Annotated in this window: 15 protein-coding genes and 1 tRNA gene; 12 read left to right on the forward strand and 4 right to left on the reverse strand. The window is 34.6% G+C overall.

Annotated elements, in window-relative coordinates:
* Both H6X70_RS14755 and H6X70_RS14760 read left to right on the forward strand, forming a co-directional pair.
* A complete protein-coding gene (locus H6X70_RS14755) occupies positions 1-1,506 on the forward strand; it encodes an alpha-L-fucosidase (RefSeq protein WP_194768461.1) in 1,506 nt (501 codons plus the stop codon).
* Positions 1,503-3,461, forward strand: coding sequence for a sialate O-acetylesterase (locus tag H6X70_RS14760; RefSeq protein ID WP_194768462.1), 1,959 nt, complete (start codon positions 1,503-1,505; stop codon positions 3,459-3,461). The genes H6X70_RS14755 and H6X70_RS14760 overlap by 4 nt, the downstream gene beginning before the upstream one ends.
* A 54-nt stretch (positions 3,462-3,515) precedes the next feature.
* Here the strand turns inward: H6X70_RS14760 and trmD are convergent, their stop codons facing one another.
* Together trmD and H6X70_RS14770 are read right to left on the reverse strand one after the other, a co-directional pair.
* A complete protein-coding gene (gene trmD, locus H6X70_RS14765; RefSeq protein WP_194768463.1) occupies positions 3,516-4,193 on the reverse strand; it encodes a tRNA (guanosine(37)-N1)-methyltransferase TrmD in 678 nt (225 codons plus the stop codon).
* Positions 4,194-4,275: 82 nt separating this feature from the next.
* Entirely contained in the window at positions 4,276-5,235 is a 960-nt protein-coding gene (locus H6X70_RS14770) for a c-type cytochrome (RefSeq protein WP_194768464.1), read from the reverse strand.
* A gap of 348 nt (positions 5,236-5,583) precedes the next feature.
* On the opposite strand from H6X70_RS14770, the gene H6X70_RS14775 reads away from it, so the two are divergent.
* Both H6X70_RS14775 and H6X70_RS14780 read left to right on the forward strand, forming a co-directional pair.
* Positions 5,584-6,132, forward strand: a complete 549-nt coding sequence (locus H6X70_RS14775) for an inorganic diphosphatase (protein ID WP_194768465.1) — start codon at positions 5,584-5,586, stop codon at positions 6,130-6,132.
* Between the two features lie 286 nt (positions 6,133-6,418).
* Positions 6,419-8,773 carry a sodium-translocating pyrophosphatase gene (locus tag H6X70_RS14780; RefSeq protein ID WP_194768466.1) on the forward strand — a complete coding sequence of 785 codons (2,355 nt, stop codon included), beginning with the start codon at positions 6,419-6,421 and terminating at the stop codon, positions 8,771-8,773.
* Between the two features lie 78 nt (positions 8,774-8,851).
* Here H6X70_RS14780 and H6X70_RS14785 read toward each other — a convergent pair whose 3' ends face one another.
* Together H6X70_RS14785 and H6X70_RS14790 are read right to left on the reverse strand one after the other, a co-directional pair.
* Positions 8,852-9,466 carry a deoxynucleoside kinase gene (locus H6X70_RS14785; protein WP_194768467.1) on the reverse strand — a complete coding sequence of 205 codons (615 nt, stop codon included), beginning with the start codon at positions 9,464-9,466 and terminating at the stop codon, positions 8,852-8,854.
* A gap of 4 nt (positions 9,467-9,470) precedes the next feature.
* A complete protein-coding gene (locus H6X70_RS14790) occupies positions 9,471-10,250 on the reverse strand; it encodes a hypothetical protein (RefSeq protein ID WP_194768468.1) in 780 nt (259 codons plus the stop codon).
* A gap of 199 nt (positions 10,251-10,449) precedes the next feature.
* Here H6X70_RS14790 and H6X70_RS14795 point away from each other — a divergent pair, with 199 nt between their 5' ends.
* From H6X70_RS14795 to H6X70_RS14830, 8 genes are all read left to right on the forward strand, one after another.
* Entirely contained in the window at positions 10,450-11,307 is an 858-nt protein-coding gene (locus H6X70_RS14795) for a GLPGLI family protein (RefSeq protein WP_194768469.1), read from the forward strand.
* Between the two features lie 35 nt (positions 11,308-11,342).
* Positions 11,343-14,054, forward strand: coding sequence for a TonB-dependent receptor (locus H6X70_RS14800; protein WP_194768470.1), 2,712 nt, complete (start codon positions 11,343-11,345; stop codon positions 14,052-14,054).
* Positions 14,055-14,115: 61 nt separating this feature from the next.
* Positions 14,116-14,197 (forward strand) — tRNA-Tyr (locus H6X70_RS14805).
* Positions 14,198-14,381: 184 nt separating this feature from the next.
* Entirely contained in the window at positions 14,382-15,509 is a 1,128-nt protein-coding gene (locus tag H6X70_RS14810; protein WP_194768471.1) for an efflux RND transporter periplasmic adaptor subunit, read from the forward strand.
* 6 nt (positions 15,510-15,515) lie between these two features.
* Entirely contained in the window at positions 15,516-18,719 is a 3,204-nt protein-coding gene (locus H6X70_RS14815) for an efflux RND transporter permease subunit (protein WP_194768472.1), read from the forward strand.
* Positions 18,709-20,025 carry a TolC family protein gene (locus H6X70_RS14820; RefSeq protein ID WP_194768473.1) on the forward strand — a complete coding sequence of 439 codons (1,317 nt, stop codon included), beginning with the start codon at positions 18,709-18,711 and terminating at the stop codon, positions 20,023-20,025. Before H6X70_RS14815 ends, H6X70_RS14820 begins: the two co-directional genes overlap by 11 nt.
* An 878-nt stretch (positions 20,026-20,903) precedes the next feature.
* On the forward strand, positions 20,904-21,233 hold the full coding sequence (locus H6X70_RS14825) for a UPF0175 family protein (protein ID WP_317171477.1): 330 nt from the start codon (positions 20,904-20,906) through the stop codon (positions 21,231-21,233).
* Positions 21,233-21,733 carry a DUF3368 domain-containing protein gene (locus tag H6X70_RS14830; RefSeq protein WP_194768474.1) on the forward strand — a complete coding sequence of 167 codons (501 nt, stop codon included), beginning with the start codon at positions 21,233-21,235 and terminating at the stop codon, positions 21,731-21,733. Before H6X70_RS14825 ends, H6X70_RS14830 begins: the two co-directional genes overlap by 1 nt.
* Positions 21,734-22,680: the final 947 nt, after the last annotated feature.

The raw sequence follows: 22,680 nt of genomic DNA on the forward strand, positions 1-22,680 counted from the left end.
ATGAAAAAATCAATCTATATTTTATGTGTTGCTCTTTGTTTTTTTAGTTGTGTAAAAAACACAAAAGAACAAAAGATCGCTATAAAGCCTAAATATGAAGCAAACTGGGAATCCTTAGCTAAATATGATGAAGCTGCCGAATGGTTTAAAGACGCGAAATTCGGAATTTATGCCCATTGGGGCGTCATGTCGGTTCCAGCTTACGCCAATGATTGGTATGCAAGAAATATGCATATTGAAGGCAGCAATGAGTATAAGCATCATGTTGAAACTTACGGCGAACCTTCAAAATTTGGTTACCATGATTTTGTACCCATGTTTAAAGCCGAACATTTTAATGCACAGGTATGGGCTGATCTTTTTGAAAAATCGGGCGCTAAGTTTGCCGGTTTAGTAGCCGAACATCACGACGGTTGGTCCAATTGGGGGAGTAAAATAAACCCATGGAATGCTGTTGATAAAGGGCCAAAGCGCGATGTTTATGGAGAATTAAGTGAAGCCATTCATAAGAAAAACATGAAATTAGTGGCTTCCTTTCACATCGCTAGAAACCTTCAAATATTTAAAGAACAACCTGCAAAATGGTTAAATGATACGTCTTACTTTCCATATAATCCAAAAATGCCATCGTCTTCAGATGATCCGCTTTTAGCAAAAATGTATGGAAATATCTCAAAAGAAAAATTTAGTAACGATTGGTTGGGGCAGCTAAAAGAGGTGATTGATAATTACAGTCCAGACTTAATTTACTTCGATAGTCAAACTCAAAAGATTCCAGAGTCATATAAAAAAGAGTTTGCAGCTTATTATTTTAACGATGCAGTTGCAAAAAATAAACAAGTTGTTTTTACGCATAAAGAAGGTGAGTTCCCAAAATCGGTGAGTTTAGAGGATTTTGAAAAAGGACGTACCAACAAAATAACCAAGGATTTTTGGTTAACCGACGAAACCGTCTCGGTGGGCAGTTGGAGTTATACTAACAATTTAGGGTTGAAAAAAACTAATGAAATTATTCATGTTTTAGCCGATGTTGTTAGCAAAAACGGAGCATTAATGCTTAATGTTTCACCTATGGCAAATGGTATTATTCCTCAGAATCAGCAAGATATTTTATTAGAAATAGGAGCGTGGTTAAAAACCAATGGTGAAGCGATTTATGGTACCCGACCTTGGTTAGTTTTTGGAGAAGGCCCTACAAAACAAGAAAAATCGGGAATGTTTTTAGATAAAATCACTTATACGCCACAGGATGTGCGTTACACAAAAAAAGGAGATACCATTTATGCCATTATTTTAGGGTGGCCTGGGAACGATAAGGCTATTACTTTAAGGTCTTTTACTTTCGAAATCTTGGGAGATCAAGTACCTGAAGTTAAGCAGGTTTCTGTTTTGGGTTTTAATGGATTGGTTCCTTTTGCTCAAGATAGTAAAGGTTTACACTTTTCAACACCCAACCAAAAGATTGAGGACAAGGCTTTTGTTATTAAAATTGAAACAAAATCATGATTAAAACGAAAACTTATTTTACGGTTCTATTTTTAGCTTTATGCTTTTATTCAAACGCAGATGTTCAGCTGCCATTGTTGTTTTCAAACGATATGGTTTTACAACGCAATAAACGAATTCCTGTTTGGGGTTGGGCTGATGCTGGCGAACAAATTGAAATTAGTTTCAACAATCAAACTCTAAAAACTAGAGCCGATAAAAACGGTGATTGGAAAGTGAATTTAAAGCCAGAAATAGCGGGTGGTCCCTATGAATTAATAGTTAGAGGGAAAAACACAATTTTGATTTCCAATGTTTTAGTGGGCGAAGTTTGGATTTGCAGCGGGCAATCGAATATGGAATTCACGGTTGCGCAAGCCATGAATTTTGAGGAAGAAATTAAAGATTCAAATTACCCGATGATTCGTCAGTTTTATGTTGAAAATGATATGGGGTCTACTCCAAAATCAAAGTTAAAAGGCGGAAACTGGAGTGTTTGTAACCAAAATACCGTTGGTAATTTTACAGCCGTAGGTTTTTATTTTGCTAAAAAAATATATGGTGAATTAGATATTCCAATAGGCATTATAAGCAGCTCCTGGGGCGGAACCTGTGTGGAAACATGGACCAGTCGTAACGCTTTTGAAGGAAGTAATGAATTTAAAGCGATGGTTTCTAAAATTCCTAAAATTGACTTGGATTCGCTGGCTAAAACTCAAAGAAGTGTTATTAAAAATAAAATTGAAAAAATTCAAGGTTCTAAAATTAATACAGCTCAGGAGCATACGTTTAAAAAACTTAATTTCAACGATAAGAATTGGCCAGAAATGAATGTTCCAGACCAATGGGAACATCAGCAATTAAATAATTTAGACGGAACAGTTTGGATGCGTAAGACGATTGTTATATCAAAAGCAGATGCAAATAAAGAAGCGCTTTTAGAATTAGCTAAAATCGACGACCAAGATGTTACTTATATCAATGGAGTTGAGGTAGGTACAACCAATAAATATGATGCAAAACGAAGCTATAAAGTCCCTGTTAACCTTTTAAAAGAAGGAGAGAATTGCATTGCCATCAGAATTGTTGATTATGCTGGCGGTGGTGGTATTTGGGGAGATCAAGCAGATTTAAAACTAACAACACCAAGTGGAAGTATCCCTTTGGCTGGTGCATGGAAATTTAATGTTGTCGAGGTAAAAAGCGAAGTGTCACCTAATAGTTACCCTTCCTTATTATATAATACTATGATAAATCCTTTAATTCCCTATGCCATTCAAGGGGTACTTTGGTATCAGGGAGAAGCGAATGTAGATAGGGCAGAGCAATACAAAAAAGCTTTCCCTTTAATGATAAAAGACTGGAGAACCCAATGGCATCAAGGTGATTTTCCATTTTATTTTGTGCAGTTGTCTTCATTTGATGAATTTGGAGGAAACAGTAACAAAGGGAGTAAATGGGCCGAACTGCGAGAAGCACAAAGTTTTACGTTACAAACCGTTGCTAATACAGGCATGGCTGTAACCATAGATGTTGGAAATGCAAAAGATATTCATCCCACAAATAAACAAGACGTTGGACTTAGGCTTTCAGCAATAGCTTTAAATAATTTTTATGAAAAAGAACAGATTTGTAGCGGTCCAATTTTCAAATCTATAGAAGTGAAAGGCGCTAAAGTTATTATCACTTTCGATAATTTAGGATCTGGTTTAAAAAGTACTAATGCAGATGGTTTTGTAAACGGATTTGAAATAGCGGGTGCTAACAAAGTATTTCACAAGGCTAAAGCATCCATAATTGAAAATAAAGTAGTGCTTTATTCTGAAAATGTAGCGCATCCTATTGCTGTACATTATGGTTGGGCAGACGATGCGGGTGCATGTAACCTATATAATATCGATGGATTTCCTGCCTCTCCTTTTAGAACTGATAATTGGGATGGGCTTACTAAAGGGAAAAATTATACTTTGGATTAATAATTAAATTTATAAACCTCCTATCAAGTTAAAAATTTAAACTTCGGAAGAAAATTACTCATCCAGTAAATCCGGTCGACGCGCTTTTGTACGTAAATAAGCTTGTTCTTCACGCCACTTTTCAATTTCTGGTAAATTACCACTAAAAAGCAACTCGGGTACTTTACTGCCTTTGTAATCACGAGGTTTCGTGTAAATTGGCGGGGCTAGCAAATTGTCTTGAAAAGAATCGGTTAAGGCAGAAGTTTCATTGCCCAAAACGCCCGGAATTAATCTAATAATGGCATCGCAAAGTACAGCAGCTCCTAATTCGCCGCCAGAAAGCACATAATCGCCAATAGAGATTTCGCGAGTAATAAATAAATCACGTACACGTTGATCCACACCTTTATAATGCCCACATAAAATAATAATGTTTTCTTTCATGGACAGTTGGTTGGCAATGCCTTGTTTTAAAGTTTCACCATCGGGGGTCATATAAATAACTTCGTCGTAGTCGCGATCTGCTTTTAATGCCGAAATACATTTATCAATTGGCTCAATCATCATAACCATGCCGGCGCCACCACCAAACTGAGTATCGTCAATAGATTTATAATTATCAGTAGTATAATCTCTTAAATTATGAAAATGAACTTCAACCAAACCAGCATCAATAGCACGTTTTAAAATGGAAGCATCAAAAGGACTTTTAAGTAATTCTGGTAAAACTGTTATAATATCTATGCGCATAATTCAAATTAAAGAGCTGCAAAGATAATTTAATTGTTTGATAGTTTATCGTAGGATACTAATTCGATAGCATTCATTTGCATTAATCATAAATAGAACGGTTTACTTTGTTATTTATGGCAGGAATTGTTTGTAAATAATCAAAAATAGCCCCTGCTTCCTCATCGCTAAGCTGTGTGTATGGCATCATTGGGAAAACCATTGCTTTTTCTCCTTTTTTAATGCCATGCTTTACAACTTGAATAAAATCTGCTTTGCTCCAATTTCCAATTCCAGTAGCTTTGTCAGGCGTTAAATTAGGGGTTAGCATAACTCTACCTTGTTCGTCTAATGGTTTGTTGCCGCCTGCAAAATACCCCTCACTTAATTCCGGATTTAAGAAATTATTCGTTTTAAAATCGGCTGAATGGCAAGAGAAACATTCTAAATTGTGTGCTAAATATTTACCCAGTTTTATGGGTTCAGCAGTAGTTGGCAATTCTATTTTTTTTGATGGCAGAGGCAATGGTTTAAAAGCTATACGGCATAATATTTTTGTTAAAAGCGATGGTTTTGATGGGGTGTCTGGAGTTGCAGAAGCATTAACCATGGGGTCGTCAGATTTTAAAAATGCAATAATGGCATCTAAGTCTTCATCGGCCATATTGGGCATTTTTGCCATATACGGCGGACTATAAACGCCATCTTTTTTAATACCAGTTCTAAAAAGGTAGAGTAATTCGGCATCGGTCCAATTTCCAATACCGTAAGTTTTATCCTGAGTAATGTTTTGAGAAAATATTTCGCCAAATTCAGGCGGTGCATCTAACATTCTTTTTCCTGTTAGTTTTCGTGTTTCACTATTCATGTGGCATTGTGCACAAAGCATCATGGTTAGTTTCTTTCCCCGTACTATAAGTTCGGGACTGCTTTTTGCTGTGTAGTCAATTTTTTCTACTTCGTAAGATGGAATACCCGAGAAGTTAATGGTAATTAGGGTTGCAATAATTACAATCGCAATAATACCAATTCCAAAAACTAAAATTTTTAATACTTTTTTCATAATTACAATCTTGTTGATTAAAATAAGGTAACAAGCTTATAATTAGTTTAATATTAGGGATGTAAGACGAAATTATATCTTTTTTTGTTAAACTCAAAAATTAATTTTGGAGTTATCCTATTGTGAAGTAAACTTATTCAGTTCAATAATTAATAATATACATGTAGTAAACTTTAAATTAATGACTTGCTTTTTTTTATATGGAAGCTTGGGGTTTATGATTTGTTACGCTTTTGTTAACGGGAGTAAAACGTGCTGTTTTTTGTTGCTTAAAGGCAATGGGTTCAGTACATTTGCATTCTTTAAAAAGAAAACAACTACTTAATATAACAACTAATAAGATTTAACATGAGTGATAAAAAAACGAGTGATAAAAAAAAGCCAGCGGTAACTTTTGATGTGCTAATTGAAATTCCTAAAGGAAGTAGAAATAAATACGAATACGATTTTACTTTACACAAAATTAGATTCGACCGTATGTTATTTTCTTCAATGATGTATCCTGGAGATTACGGGTTTATTCCTGAAACTTTAGCTTTAGATCAAGATCCTTTAGATGTTTTAGTATTAGGACATCAGCCAACATATCCTATGGTTGTTATGGAAGTAAGACCAATTGGTGTTTTTTATATGACCGATGAAAAAGGACCAGATGAAAAAGTAATCTGTGTACCTGTTTCAGATCCTATTTGGAGTAACAAGGAAGATATTGCCGATTTAAACCCACACAGACTTAAAGAAATTGAACACTTTTTCCAAGTTTATAAAGATTTAGAAAAGAAAAAAGTAGATACAGGCGGATGGGGTAATGCCGAGGCTGCTATTAAAATTTATCATGAATGTGTAAAACGTTATGATGAAAGCGAACACAAGAAAAAAAGGACGTTTACTATTTAAGTAATCGTTTAAAAAAACATAATAAAAAAGACCATCTTATAATCAAGGTGGTCTTTTTTTATACCATTAATTAAGCTGTTTAGGTAATTTCTTATGTTTATTAATGCAATTTTTATTCAAAAAACAAGTAAAAACTAACATATGTCATAGAATTAAAAATAAGATAATTTAAGAGGGGTTTTGGTGAGTTATTTTAAATTATTCATGGTTTTTTTTATCATATTAATTTCCATACTTTTGGTTGAGATAACAACTTATTTATTAACCAATAACTAATTGATTGAATATGGAATTAATAGTAAAATTTTTACCACTTTTTGGAGTAGTAGCATTAATTTTTGTTTTTCTAAAAAGCGGATGGGTGTCAAAACAAGATGTTGGCGATGAAAAAATGTCTCGAATCGCTAAGAATATCGCCGAAGGTGCTATGGCATTCTTAAAAGCCGAATACAAAGTATTGGCTGTTTTTGTGGCTGCAGTAGCAGTCTTATTATATTTTAAAGGCGTTTCAGAAGTTGGTTCCAGTGGTATTGTTGCAGTATCCTTCATTATAGGGGCTATCTGTTCGGCACTAGCTGGATTTATAGGCATGAAAGTGGCGACTAAAGCCAATGTAAGAACGACTCAAGCCGCAAGAACCTCGTTAGGTCGCGCTTTAGAAGTGGCATTTGCTGGTGGTGCAGTTATGGGGCTTGGTGTTGTGGGCTTAGGCATCTTAGGCTTAAGTGGCTTATTTATGATATACCAAAACATTTGGCCAGGAGCCGATAATTTAGCCATGGTATTAAATGTACTTTCTGGATTTTCACTAGGAGCCTCATCAATAGCCTTATTTGCACGTGTTGGTGGTGGTATTTATACAAAAGCAGCCGATGTAGGTGCCGATTTAGTAGGGAAAGTGGAAGCAGGAATTCCTGAAGATCATCCTTTAAACCCTGCAACGATTGCAGATAATGTTGGTGATAACGTTGGTGATGTTGCCGGAATGGGCGCCGATTTATTCGAATCTTACGTAGGGTCTATTATAGGAACCATGGTATTGGGAGCATTTATTATTACGCCAGATATTGTTGGTGGTTTAGGTGCCGTTTATTTACCGCTTGTTCTAGGTGCGGTAGGGATTATCATGTCTATTTTAGGAACCTTTTTTGTGAAAGTTAAAGATGGAGGAAATCCGCAAACAGCATTAAATATTGGGGAATTTGGTTCTGCAATTTTAATGGTTGTAGCTTCATATTTTATTATAAATGCTTTAATTCCTGAAACGGTTGAAGGTTTACCTTATGGTGCTATGGGCGTGTTTTGGGCGACTATTGCAGGTTTAGTAGCAGGTTTGGGTGTTGGTAAAATCACCGAATATTACACGGCTACAGGAAAAAAGCCGGTGATGTCTATTGTTGAACAATCTGAAACTGGTGCAGCTACCAATATTATTGCTGGTTTAGGTGTTGGTATGATGTCTACCATGGTGCCTATTCTATTAATTGCCGCCGCTATTATGGTGTCGCATCATTATGCCGGTTTATACGGTATCGCGATTGCAGCGGTAGGGATGTTAGCTAACACAGGCATCCAGTTGGCTGTTGATGCATACGGACCAATTTGTGATAATGCAGGTGGAATTGCAGAAATGGCAGAATTACCAAGCGAAGTTCGTGAGCGTACCGATAAATTAGATGCTGTTGGAAATACTACAGCAGCAGTTGGTAAAGGGTTTGCTATTGCTTCAGCAGCATTAACGGCTTTAGCTTTATTTGCTGCCTTTATGAAAACAGCGGGAGTTATTGCTATTGATGTGTCTCAACCTAAAATTATGGCAGGATTATTAATAGGAGGGATGTTACCATTTGTGTTTTCGGCTTTATCGATGAATGCGGTAGGTCGTGCAGCCATGGCCATGATTGAAGAAGTGCGTCGTCAATTTAGAGATATTCCGCAGTTAAAAGCGGCTTTAGAAGTGATGCGTAAATACGATTCTGATATGAGTAAAGCTTCCGCAGAAGACCGTGCTATTTTTGATGCGGCCGATGGTATTGCTGAATATGATAAATGTGTAGATATTTCAACTAAAGCATCGATTAAAGAAATGGTGTTGCCAGGTTTATTAGCCATTGCGGTTCCTGTTGCTGTTGGATTTATAGGAGGTGCTGAAATGCTTGGTGGGCTACTTGCAGGGGTAACTACCTGCGGTGTGCTTATGGCGATCTTCCAGTCGAATGCTGGTGGAGCTTGGGATAACGCTAAAAAGACTATTGAGGAGCAAGGTAAAAAAGGTACCGATGCCCATAAAGCAGCTGTAGTAGGCGATACGGTTGGTGATCCTTTTAAAGATACATCTGGACCTTCATTAAATATTTTATTGAAATTAATGTCGGTTGTCGCTTTAGTTATTGCACCAAGTATTGCAATATCTGCTGAATCGGTTTCGGCTTATGCTTCTGAAAACGATGCGATTGAACAAGTTGTTGTTTCAAAAGAAATTAAAGTGGATATGAATGAAAATGAAGACGGCACCGTTAAAGCTGTTGTTACAACCATAACATCTACTGAAGGCGATACGGTTACAAGTTATAATACTTTTAACGGCACAGAAGCTGAAGTTAAAGCCGATATTGAAGCTTTAAGAAATAAACAAGGATAATCTGTTTAAGGATTTCAATTTATAAAAGAGGCTGTCTGAAAAGTCAATTAATTTGATTTGTTAGACAGCCTTATTTTTTTAGAATAAACCGTTAATTTCGGCATCTATCGTATTTATAATGCTTCCTAAATCTTCAGGATTATCAACAAAATCTAATTTGTCTACATCAATAATCAAGAGTTTGCCTTTGTTGTAGCCATGAATCCAAGCTTCGTAACGTTCATTTAATCGGCTTAAATAATCAATGCTTATCGAGTTTTCGTATTCGCGACCACGTTTGTGTATTTGCGATACTAAATTAGGAATCGAACTTCTTAAATAAATTAAAACATCGGGACCTTGAACTAAAGATTCCATCAATTCAAAAAGCGATTTGTAGTTTTCAAAATCACGATTGGTCATCAAGCCCATCGCATGTAAGTTTGGCGCAAAAATATGCGCATCTTCATAAATCGTTCGATCTTGAATGATGTCTTTACCACTTTGACGAATTTGTAAAACTTGTCGGAATCGGCTATTCAAAAAGTAAACCTGTAAATTAAAACTCCAGCGCTCCATTTGATTGTAAAAATCATCTAAATAAGGGTTGTCTACAACATCTTCAAGTTGTGGTTCCCAATTATAATGTTTTGCGAGTAACTTGGTAAGTGTTGTTTTTCCTGCGCCAATATTTCCTGCAATAGCAATATGCATAGTTTTAATTTATTTTTAATTTAAATTCTTGAATGCTTTTATTGTTGTAAATATACAAGGTTTCATTGGTTACAAAAAAATCATTTATCAATAAATTCTGGGTTTTTATTGGGATGATTTCATCGCTATTTTTTCCTAAATAAAATAAAGCATGTCCCTTTTTAAGCACCAGATTTTCATTGTTTTCCATAACCGCAGTGTACCCCGTATTTTCAATTTTCTTAATTAAACTTCCAAAATAATTATACATGTATAAATACTTTTCGGTTAGTAGCCAGCAATAATTGTAGTTGCTTTTTAGGTCTAAAACAGCACTTTGCACAGGAACGGTTTGTGTTCGCGTACTATTTGTTTTATAGTCGAAGAGTTCTAGTTTTTGTAAATCCTGATTAAAAATCCAAAGGGTATTATCGAAACCAATAGAGGTTTTCGAGACGTTTTTATAGGGATTGAGTTGGTTAAAGTCTATTTTGAAAATTTCAGCCAACCTATTGTCTAAAATTATAATGGTATTAAAATCTTTATAAAATAAACTTAGTCTTAAGGGATTAAAAGTATCTACGGAATATAAATCGCCTAATTGTAAATTGTTGTAAGTAATGGTCTTGGTAGCGTCCTTTTTATGAAAAACGTTGTTGGTAACATAATAAGCAGTTCCGAAGTTATCAATAGATATAAGGGTTTCGACGTTTAAGTCTGTTTTTTTGATAAATTCTACAGCAATCGATTCTTGTGGGAATAACGATGTTGAGAATGATAATAAAAGGATAAAGGTGTATTTCATAGACCTTCGAAAAATACAAAAATCAATCCACTATTTATGTTATAAAATGTAGGCTAAAATTAATAATGCATGAACTACTAGAATTTATCTGACTTATTTTAAGATTACTTTAACATAATTCAATTAAACGAAGTAAAAACGATATGGTCTTATACTAATTAAAGCCCTAGCTTTATTTTTTAATTAAACACCATTTTAAATGAGTTTCAATACCCTTAAAACCAAAACAAGCTTTCTGTTTTTATTAGTGACGTGCACTTTATTTGCCCAAAAAGATTTTCAAGGCAAAGCCTATTATCAAACCAAAACAACTGTTGATATGAGTGATTTTGGAGGCGGAAGATTAAGTGAAGAACGCAAAAAACAAATTGCAGAACGCATGAAAAGTGCTTTAGAAAAAACCTTCATTTTAACCTTTAATCAATCGGAGTCTTTATATGAAGAAGAAGCACATTTGGATGCGCCAGGGCAAGGTGGAGGAAGACATTTTGGAATGATGAACAGTTCGGGAGGCGATCAATATAAAAATGTGAAAACCCAGGAGATTATTCAGAAGCAAGACCTTTTTGGGAAACAGTTTTTAATTAAAGATAGCTTGCAAACACTGGATTGGAAACTTACTGGTGAAACAAAAACCATTGGAAAATATACCTGTTTCAAAGCTATTGCTTTAAAGAAAAAAACAGGATTTGATTATAGAGATTTCCGAAGAAAAAGTTCAAACGATAAACCCAAAGATTCTTCAAATACAGAAGTTGAAACACCTAAAGAAGCACCGCAGGAAATTATAGTTACGGCTTGGTATACCCCTCAAATCCCTGTAAATATTGGGCCAGATGTGTATTGGGGCTTACCAGGGTTAATTTTAGAAATTAGTGCCGATAGAACTACGATATTATGTTCAAAAATAGTTTTAAACCCTTCCGATAAAACTAAAATTAAAGTCCCTAAAAAGGGTAAAGAAGTCACTCAAGAAGAATACGATGCCATTGCAAAAGCTAAAATGGAAGAAATGCGCGACATGTATAGAGGTCGCGGTGGTAGAGGTAGACGATAAAAACAACAGAAACACAAACAATCAATCAAAACTTAATGAAGAATTTCATCTTTTTAATGCTCCTTTTGGTAGCACAAACAACTTTTGCTCAATTAAAGCTAGAAGGGGTTGTTAAGGACAGTATAGGCACACCATTGGAATTGGCTAATGTTATTGCCATAAACCAAGAAACTCAAAAACTAGATTCTTATGGAATTACTAGTACCGATGGCCGCTACAGATTGGCAATCGAAAAAAATACCAAGTATAATATTCAGGTTAGTTATATTGGAACAAAAACACTTCAAGTTGAAATAGCAACTACCGATGTAGACATCACAAAAAACTTCACTTTAGAATATGATAATGCCTTAGATGAAATTGAGTTGGTTTATGAAATGCCAGTTTCAGTAAAAGGGGACACCATTGTTTATAACGCCGATTCGTTTACTTCTGGAACCGAACGAAAATTGGAAGATGTTTTAAATAAACTCCCTGGTGTTGATGTGAATGACGACGGAGAAATTGAAGTTGAAGGCAAAGTTGTAGGTAAAGTGATGATTGAAGGTAAAGACTTTTTTGATGGCGATTCTAAATTAGCGACAAAAAACATTCCGGCTAATGCCATTGATAAAGTTGAAGTTTTAAAGAACTATGCTGAAATTGGCCAATTAAGTGGTGTAACTAATAATCAAGATAACATTGCCATTAACATTAAATTAAAGGAAGGTAAAAAGAATTTTTGGTTTGGCGATGTAACAGGAGGAGCCGGCGTAGCAACCGATGATGACCTATATTTAGTACAACCAAAATTGTTTTATTACAGTCCGGAATACAGTATAAACGTCATTGGCGATTTAAATAATATTGGAGAAATCGCTTTTACAAGGCGCGATTATTACAATTTTACAGGAGGTTTTAGGAGTCCGAGTCGAGGTAGTGGTACAAATATCGATTTGGGAAGTAATAATTTAGGTTTTCTAACTGCTCAAAACAATAGAGCAAAAGCCATTAACACCAAATTTGGCGCAGCAAACTTTAGTTATTCGCCAAAAAAGACCTTAGATTTAAGTGGTTTTGCTATTTTTTCAAGCAGTAGAACACAAATGGAAGAATATAAAGGAATACGTTATACCGACCCCGAATTAGGTATTCCAGATGAAGAAACAGAAAGTAACACCTTGCAACGAAGCGATTTGGCTATGCTAAAATTTAGTGTAGGTTACAACCCAAATGCAAATAATCAATTGGATTATAATATTTTAGCAAGAACATCAAAGGAGTCGCAAGAACAGATGTTTTATTCATCAGTAAACGGAAATATAAACGAACTAGAAAGCTCTAATCCGTTTAGCATCAGTCAAAATTTTAATTATTATTATACGCTTGATGATAAAAATATTTTTGCTGTTGAAGTTCAAAATTTAATTCAGGATGAAGATCCGTTTTACAATGCTTATCTAGAAGATAAAGCCGATTACGATGATGTTGCCGATGCTTTGGGGATGGATAATTTACAAACTGGATATAACATCTCTCAAGAAAAACGCGTAAAGTCAAATCAAACCGATGCTAAAGTTGATTATTGGAATATTTTAAATCAGAAAAGCGACCTTAATTTTACTTTAGGAACCATTTATAGTAAACAGGATTTTGATTCTGATATTTTTCAAACTTTAGACGATGGTTCTAAATTTTATGTAACACCAACCATTAATGATGGTTTAGCGACTAACAATATTGGTTATACGTTTAGCGATGTGTATTTAGGCATGCACTACCGTTTAAAAGCTGGAATTTTTACAATTACTCCAGGGTTTTCTGCCCATGCTTATGGTTCTAAAAACGAACAATTTTCGGAGACTTATACCGATAATTTTTTCCGATTACTTCCAGACTTCAACTTGAGAATGCAATTAAAAAAGAGCGAACAAATTACCTTTAATTATGCGATGAACACGAGATTTACCGATGTTAATCAGTTAGCAAGAGGTTTGGTGTTAAACAGTTATAGCTCTATTTTTTCGGGTAATCCAGAGTTGGAAAGTGCTTTGTCTCACAATTTAAACCTGTCTTATTTCAGTTTTAATATGTTTAATTACACTAATGTTCGTGCTAGAATTAATTACAGTAAAACAGTTGATCGTATTCGAACAAGCTCTCAGTTCGTACCTGGAGGTGTAGTTCGTGTAAGTTCACCTTTTAATTCAGGTTTAGCCGATGAAAGTGCAAGTATTAACGGAAGCTTTGAAAAAACTATTGGGAAATTTAGAGGGACTTTAGATGGTAATTTAAGTTATAACAAATTCAATCAATTTGTAAATAATCAAGCCTCAACCAACGAAAACTATGGGCAAAACTATAGAGCACGCATACGTACTAATTTTAGAGAAGCACCAAATTTTGAGATTGGCTACCGTTATACTATTCAAGATAACGACCAAGGGTCTAGCCGAACTAAATTTTATACCAATGCACCGTCTGTAAAATTTGATGCGCTAATTTTTAAAGCCTTTACTTTTAAAACTAATTATTCATACAACAACTTTAGCGACGAACAAAAGACCTTAAATACCTTCGAATTTTGGGATGCTTCGCTTTCATATCGCAAAAATGAGGACAGTAAATGGGAATATGAGTTAAAAGCAACAAATTTATTTGATACAAAATCTCAAAACACAAGTAATTCAAATAACTTATCTGTTAGTGTAACAGAGTATTACATTCAGCCGCGATATGTAACCTTAAGATTAAGGTATCAATTATAAAAAAATGATGCATTTTATTTTGTAGAATTAATAAAACAGTAATATATTTGCCCTCGGTTTTGGGGAGATACTCAAGCGGCCAACGAGGGCAGACTGTAAATCTGCTGACTACGTCTTCGCAGGTTCGAATCCTGCTCTCCCCACAAAACAAAAGCAAGCTGTAAAAAGCTTGCTTTTTTGTTTTAATTCTTTTCGGTATTCTTGAAGTATAAGACAATCTCGTTAGTTACTCATTAATATTATTTTTAATTTTAGGTTTTATTTAACAAAATAAAACTAAACTTAAAGATAGCTTTGACGTCTAATCAAGTTCATAAACCTTCCAGAATGAGAAAAATTATACTTGCTATTCTTGGTGTGCTCGCAATAGTCGCCTCTATTTTTATTTCAAAATCTTTAATTGAAAACAAAAACAAGGTAAAACCGGTACCTCCAAAAGTGGTAAAAGTAGTTTTTGTAGACACCGTAAAAAATAGTACCATTCCTATAGTAATTCCTGCCAATGGAAACTTAACAGCCAAACGCAGATTCGAGTTGTATGCCGAAGTTCAAGGCGTTTTTCAACCGGGTTCCGTTTTATTTAAAGCAGGACAGTCTTATAAAAAGGGGCAGACTCTAATTCGTATTGATGCTTCAGAGTATTACGCCAGTGTGCAATCGGCTAAAAGTAATTTATACAATTCGATAGCGGCTATAATGGCCGATTTAAGACTCGATTTCCCTGAGGTTTTTCCTAAATGGCAAGCCTATTTAAATAGTTTCGATTTAAATAAAACAACGCCTAAACTTCCTGAAATGACTTCAGAAAAAGAAAATTATTTCATAACCGGAAGAAGTATTGTTTCTAATTATTTTAATGTTAAAAATTTAGAACAGCGTTTATCAAAATATGTGATTACCACGCCTTTTAACGGAATTCTAACAGAAGCTTTGGTTACCGAAGGGACTTTAATTAGAAGCGGACAGAAATTAGGTGAGTTTATAGATCCTTCGGTTTACGAAATGGAAGTTGCTATTAGTAAGTCGTTTGCGGGTTTATTAAAAGTAGGGGAGGCGGTTAAGTTAAATAACCTTGAAGGTACCGAAAGTTTTACGGGTAAAGTATCTCGTGTAAACGGAAGTGTAGATGCTACCACTCAAACTATCACTGTTTTTATTGAAGTTAAAGATGAAACTTTAAAGGAAGGCATGTATTTAGAGGCTAGAGTAAATGCTAAATCTGAAGAAAATGCCATTGAAATCAATAGAAATTTATTGCTAGAAACCAAAGAGATTTTTGTGGTTAGAGACAGCGTTTTAGATATTCTTCCAGTTAAGCCTATTCATTTTAGCGATACCAAAGTGGTTTTAAAAGAGGTGCCCGACGGCACAGTGATTGTGTCGCGTCCTGTGCAGGGGGCATATGCAGGGATGTTAGTTAAAATTTATAATGAAAACGCTAATAAAAACAACTAACGCGCTATGAGAAAAGTTATCGCCTATTTTATAAGGCATCACATTGCCGTTACTATATTTATTTTAGCCTTTACCATTTTTGGAATTTTAGGACTACGTTCTTTAAAATCCTCTTTCTTCCCCATAATTGAATCTAAAATAATTACCATACAAATAGCCTATCCTGGTGCATCTCCTCAAGAGATAGAAGAAGGTATCGTGCTTCAAATTGAAGATAATTTAAAAGGTTTACGTGGTGTAGACCGTGTTACTTCTACTTCAAGAGAAAACAGTGGTTCTATCACAGTTGAAATTCTAAAGGGCGAGAATATCGATTTCATGCTTTTAGAAGTGAAAAACGCCGTAGATCGTGTGCCAACCTTTCCCACAGGCATGGAACCGCTTGTAGTTGCAAAAACAGAAAATGTTCGAGAAACCATTTCGTTTGCGATTAGCGGAAAAGATATTCCCCTAGCCACCTTAAAACAAATTGGTAGAGAAATAGAAAACGATTTAAGGGCGATTGAAGGGATTTCACAGGTTGAAGTTTCAGGCTATCCAGAAGAAGAAATTGAAATAGCCGTAAACGAGAATAGCCTTTTAGCGTATAACATTACGTTTAACGAAGTTGCTGCTGCAGTTAGTAATTCTAACATACTGGTTACGGGTGGGAATATAAAAACCAATGCTGAAGAGTTTCTTATTCGTGCCAATAACCGATCGTATTACAGTGATGAATTATCAAACGTGGTGGTTCGTGCTTTTGCAGATGGAAAAACCATTCGCTTAAAAGATGTTGCCATTTTAAGAGACCGATTTTCCGAAACGCCTAATGCTACCTACTTTAATGGCGAACTATCTGTAAATGTTAGTGTAACGAGTACTGATAATGAAGATTTAATTTCTTCGGCAGATCAGGTCAAGCTTTATATCGAGGATTATAACCACTCCCATAACAATGTCCATTTAGATGTTGTGAGGGATTTATCGATAACTTTAAATCAGCGTACCCAATTATTAACCGAAAATGCCATAGTAGGGATGCTTTTGGTATTGTTGTTTTTATCATTGTTTTTAAATACACGTTTAGCCTTTTGGGTGGCTTTTGGCTTGCCCATATCCTTTTTAGGTATGTTTATTTTTGCAGGGCAGTTTGGGGTTACCATAAATGTATTATCGCTCTTCGGAATGATTATCGTAATCGGTATTTTGGTAGATGATGGTATTGTTATTGCCGAAAATATCTATCAGCATTTTGAAGATGGTAAAGATCCTATTGAAGCTGCTATCGATGGTACAATGGAGGTTATTCCACCAGTTATTTCTGCTATTATTACAACGCTCTTGGCTTTTTCAACTTTTCTGTTTTTAGAAAGTCGAATTGGCGAATTTTTCAGTGAAGTTTCCGTTATCGTTATTCTCACCTTAGTGGTGTCGTTAGTTGAAGCGCTTATTATTTTACCAGCGCATTTAGCACATTCAAAAGCCTTAGTGCGACATAATTCGAACGACGAAGCACCAAAATCTAAAGTCAAACAATTTTTTGCTAAAATGCGTGGTATTAATGCTTTTGGCGACCGTATCATGATTTTCTTTAGAGAGAATTTTTACGTTCCTGTGCTTAATTTTATGTTCGAATTTAAAATATTAGCCTTCGGAATTTTTGTTGCGGCTTTTGTTTTAACTATTGGTGCTATTGGTGGCGGAATAATTGGCGTTACCATTTTTCCGAATTTAGCTAGTGACCGTGTTACTATTGAGTTGGATATGCCAAACGGTACCAATGTTCGGGTAACCGATTCTATCATGTCGATAATTGAAGAAAAAGCTTATCTGGTTAACGAAGAGTTTAGCGATAAATACTTAGAAGGTACAGGAAAAAAATTATTCGAAAATACTATTAAACGAATTACAAGTGCTTCTAGTGCACGCTTGGATTTAAATATGTTACCTGGAGAAGAACGTCCAGACGAAATTAATGCTTCTTTAGTTTCTAATCGTGTTAGAGAATTGGTAGGCCCAGTAATTGGTGCAGAACGCTTAATTTTTGGTTCGGGTGGAAACTTTGGTGGAAGTCCTGTAGCTGTATCGCTTTTAGGAAACAATATTGATGAATTAAAGGCAGCAAAAGTTGAGCTAAAATCTATTTTAGAGGCCAATCCACTATTAAAAGATGTGGCCGATAATGATCCAGCGGGAATTAAAGAAATTCGGTTAGAGCTTAAAGAAAGTGCCTATTTATTAGGTTTAGATTTAAGCACGGTAATGAGTCAGATTAGAGCAGGATTTTTCGGGGTGCAAGCGCAACGTTTTCAGCGCGGACAAGATGAAATTCGTGTTTGGGTGCGTTACGATAAAGAAAATAGAGCTTCTATTAACGATTTAGACGATATGCGTATTGTAACCCCTACAGGCGAGCGTGTTACTTTAAAAGATATTGCCAATTATTCTATTGAACGTGGTGATGTTGCTATAAATCACTTAGAAGGACGTCGAGAAATTGAAGTTTCAGCCGATTTAAAAGATCCTAATGAAAGTGCTACCGATATTTTAGAAGATATTAAAGTTAATATCATGCCCAATTTAAAAGCGAAATATCCAACCATTTCTGCTTCTTTTGAAGGTCAGAATAGAGAGGCATCTAAATTAAATCGCTCTTTAAAAAGTGCTGGTTTAGTTATTATTCTTCTAATTTACATCACCATTGCTTTTACTTTTAGAAGTTTAAGTCAGCCCTTACTTTTAATCCTGCTCATTCCGTTTAGTTTAACGGCTGTAGCTTGGGGACATTGGCTTTTAGGATTTCCTGTAAATGTTTTGTCGTTGCTAGGTATTATTGCTTTAATAGGGATTATGGTAAACGATGGCTTGGTACTTATAGGTAAATTTAATACGAATTTAAAAGCTGGTTTAAAATTTGACGAAGCCTTAAAAGAGGCTGGAAAATCACGATTTAGAGCTATATTTTTAACTTCGGTTACAACCATGGCCGGACTTGCTCCTTTATTGCTAGAAAAGAGCAGACAGGCTCAATTTTTAAAGCCTATGGCTATTTCAATTACGTTTGGAATTGCTTACGCTACGATACTTACCTTGTTGGTATTACCATTGTTTTTATCGTTTAGTAATAGTATTAAGCAGAAAGCAAAATGGTTGCAAACAGGTGAGCCAGTTACCAAAGAAGAAGTAGAACGCGCTATTAAAGAACAAAATGAAGAACATGCACATTAAATATAAATTATTTATACTCGTGTCGTTTATAATGGCATCGGTTTCAGCACAAAAAACATTACCTGTTTCTGAAGCGATTTCTATTGCATTAGAAAATAATTACGGCATTAAAATAGCAGCGAATAATACTGAAATTGCCGAAAACAATAAGAGTGTTTTAAATTCTGGCTATTTGCCAACATTAACAGGGAATGCGGGCGCAAATTATAATTTGGATAACACGGAAGCTGAGTTTTCCGATGGCAGAATAACCACTTTAAATGGCGCAGAAAGTTCAGGTTACAACGCCTCTTTGAATTTAAATTATACCCTTTTTGATGGTTTAGGCCGTCATTATGATTATAAACAACTAAAAGAGCAATATCAATTATCGGAACTTGAAGCTCGAGAAACCATTGAAAATACCATTTCACAATTATTCACGGTGTACTATAATGTATCTCAAGTGTCTGAAAACGTTAGTGCTTTAGAGCAAACGTTAGATATTTCTAACGACCGAATTGTTAGAGCTAAATATCAATTTGATTACGGTCAAGGGACGATGTTAGATGTTTTAAATGCCCAAGTAGATATTAATAATGACAGTATTAATTTAATGAATTCCAAACAAAACCTTTTAAACACGAAACGTGATTTAAATGTGGTTTTAGGAACAGAATTACCTTTAGATATTAAAGTAGATACTTTGGTAACTTTTATGTTAGATATCGACAAAGCCGATTTATACGCTAAAATGCGAGCCAACAATGTATCCCTTTTACAAATTGATAAAAATATAACTATAAACGAGTTTACGGTAAAAGCCAACAGATCGGGGTATTTGCCTACGGTTGGACTTACTGGATCTTATGGTTGGAATAAAAATAACAATAATGCAGCAGCTTTCGTATCGCAATCTACAAACACAGGGCTTTCAGGAGGTCTTAATTTAAGTTGGGATTTATTTGATGGAGGTAGAACAATTACTACGGTTAGAAATGCTAAGATTAATTTAGAAAATCAAGCCCTTCAGAAAGAGTCCCTGTACATAAGTTTAGATCGTGATTTTGAAAATGCCTGGGGCGATTATCAAAACAAATTGAAAATTTATAGAATTCAAGAAAATAACATCATCACCTCTCAAAATAATTTCGATAGAACTAAAGAGAAGTTTAAACTCGGCCAAATTACTTCAATCGAATTTAGACAAGCCCAGTTAAACCTATTAACAGCAGAATTTAGTAGAAATAATGCCAAATATGAGGCCAAATTAGCTGAGCTGTATTTACTTCAACTAAGTGGCGAGTTATTGAATATTGCTTTTTAGTTGTTGGTTTATAGTTGTTGGTTTTTAGTTGTTAGTTTTAAATTTGACTACCGACTACCGACTATTTGCCATTAGTCTTTTGCATTTGGCCTTTGGCGGATATATAACTGTAAGTTTATTTTCAGTTATATACATAATACAATTGTGCACCGCAATGTCAGGCAGAGCTTGTCGAAGCGATTTTTACTGAAGTTGGTTATTGGTTTCTTGTCGATAATTTTAAATTTGACTACTGACTACTGACTACTGACTACTGACTACCGACTACTGACTATTTGCCGTTAGCCTTTTGCTGTTGGCCTTTTGCGGATTTAGAACAGCAAGTTTATTTTCAGTTATTTACAAAATACATTTGTGCTCCGCGATGTCAGGCAGAGCTTGTCGAAGCGATTTTTACTGAAGTTGGTTATTGGTTTCTTGTCGATAATTTTAAATTTGACTACTGACTACTGACTACTGACTACTGACTACTGACTACTGACTACTGACTACCGACTACTGTCTATTTGCCGTTAGCCTTTTGCTTTTGGCCTTTGGCGGATTTAGAACTGCAAGTTTATTTTCGGTTATATACAAAATACATTTGTGCTCCGCGATGTCAGGCAGAGCTTGTCGAATCCATTTTTTTGAAGTTTATTTTTGGTTTCTAGCTGTTAGTTTTAAATTTGACTATTGACTATTGACTATTGACTATTGACTATTGACTATTTGCCGTTAGCCTTTTACTTTTGGCCTTTTGCTGACTTAAAACTGCAAGTTTATTTTCTGTTATATACATAATACATTTGTGCTCCGCGATGTCAGGCAGAGCTTGTCGAAGCGATTTTTACTGAAGTTAGTTATTGGTTTCTTGTCGGTTTTCAGCCGTTATGCTTTATGTGGAAAAAATTGAAATTAAATTAAACTTCAGTAAAAAAAACATTAAATTTGAAGTAAAGCAAAGAACAATGAATATTCAAACAATATCCATAGATTTTCCAAATGATATTCTTTTGGCTTTAAATGAGTCAGAAAGTGAATTAAAAAAGCGAATTAAAGTTACATTAGCAATTCAGTTATATAAGTTACAAAAGTTAACTATTGGAAAGGCTTCTCAACTTTCAGGAATGTCACGACTTGAGTTTGAAAAAGAACTTTCTAATAATAAAATTTCAATTTCAAACTTAAACGAAGAAGATATTTTAGGTGATATTGAAAAATTAAAATAATGAAAAAAGGACTAGTTATTGCCGATGCTGGGCCGATTTTTTCATTAGCAATCATTGATAAGCTAGAACTTTTAAATCTTATTTTTGATGAAATCAAAATACCTAAAGCAGTTTGGGAAGAAATAACTTTGGACAAAAGCACAGAGTTTTATCATAAAATAGAATTGTTTTTCAAATCAAAAGTAGTTAACATTAAAGGGTTTAACGAGCTTACTTTTGTAATGGATTATGGGGAATCTGAATCGGTAATTTTGTATAAAGAACTGAATGCAGATTTTTTACTCATTGATGACAAAAAAGCACGAAAAATTGCCGAAAACTTTGATATTAAATGTATTGGAACTTTAGGTGTTTTATCAACTGCAAAAGACAAAGGACTAATCAAAGAATTAAGACCTATATTACAAGCTTTTCTTAAAAATGACAGGTATTATTCTTTAAAGTTATTAAATATTCTACTCGAAAGACATAACGAACTGAAAATAAAACATAAAGTATAACAGCGTGTATAATTCATGGCTAGTTTGATATATCTTACTTATTGTTGTTTATTTTGTTTATTAATTTGGTGCAGAAGCTAGCCTTTTGCGGATTTAGAACTGTAAGTTTATTTTCTGTTATATACAAAATACATTTGTGCTCCGCGATGTCAGGCAAAGCTTGTCGAAGCTATTTTTACTGAAGTTGGTTACTGGTTACTGGTTTTTAGTTTTTGGCGAGTTTAGAACCATGAGTGTATTTTTGGTTTTTAGTTGTTAGTTTTTAACTATTAACTATTAACTATTAACTATTGACCGTTAACCTTTTGCTTTTGGCCTTTGGCGGATTTAGAACTGCAAGTTTATTTTCAGTTATTTACAAAATACATTTGTGCTCCGCGATGTCAGGCAGAGTTTGTCGAAGCGATTTTTACTGAAGTTGGTTATTGGTTTCTAGCTGTTAGTTTTTAAATTTGACTATTGACTATTGACTATTGACTATTGACTATTGACTATTGACTATTGACTATTTGCCTTTTGCGGATTTAGAACTGTAAGTTTATTTTCGGTTATTTACAAAATACATTTGTGCTCCGCGATGTCAGGCAGAGCTTGTCGAAGCCATTTTTTTGAAGTTTATTTTTGGTTTCTAGTTGTTAGTTTTTAAATTTAACCATTAACCATTAACCATTAACCATTAACCATTAACCATTAACCATTAACCATTAACCATTAACCATTAACCATTAACCATTAACCATTAACCATTAACCATTAACCATTAACCATTAACCATTAACCAGGCGCATTCAGAATTTAGCTTAATTACATAATAATCAAATATAAAAACCAAAAATTGATTAAATATCAGTCTTGGTTTTTTGTTTTTTTATTAAAATCTTGATGCATTAGAGTTTTTAGGTGCTAATTGAACATAGGTATCCCTGTGAAGTCTTTAAAACAACTAA

Origin of the sequence: Tamlana sp. I1 (assembly GCF_015355625.1) — a bacterium.
In the GTDB taxonomy this organism is placed as follows: Bacteria; Bacteroidota; Bacteroidia; order Flavobacteriales; family Flavobacteriaceae; genus Pseudotamlana.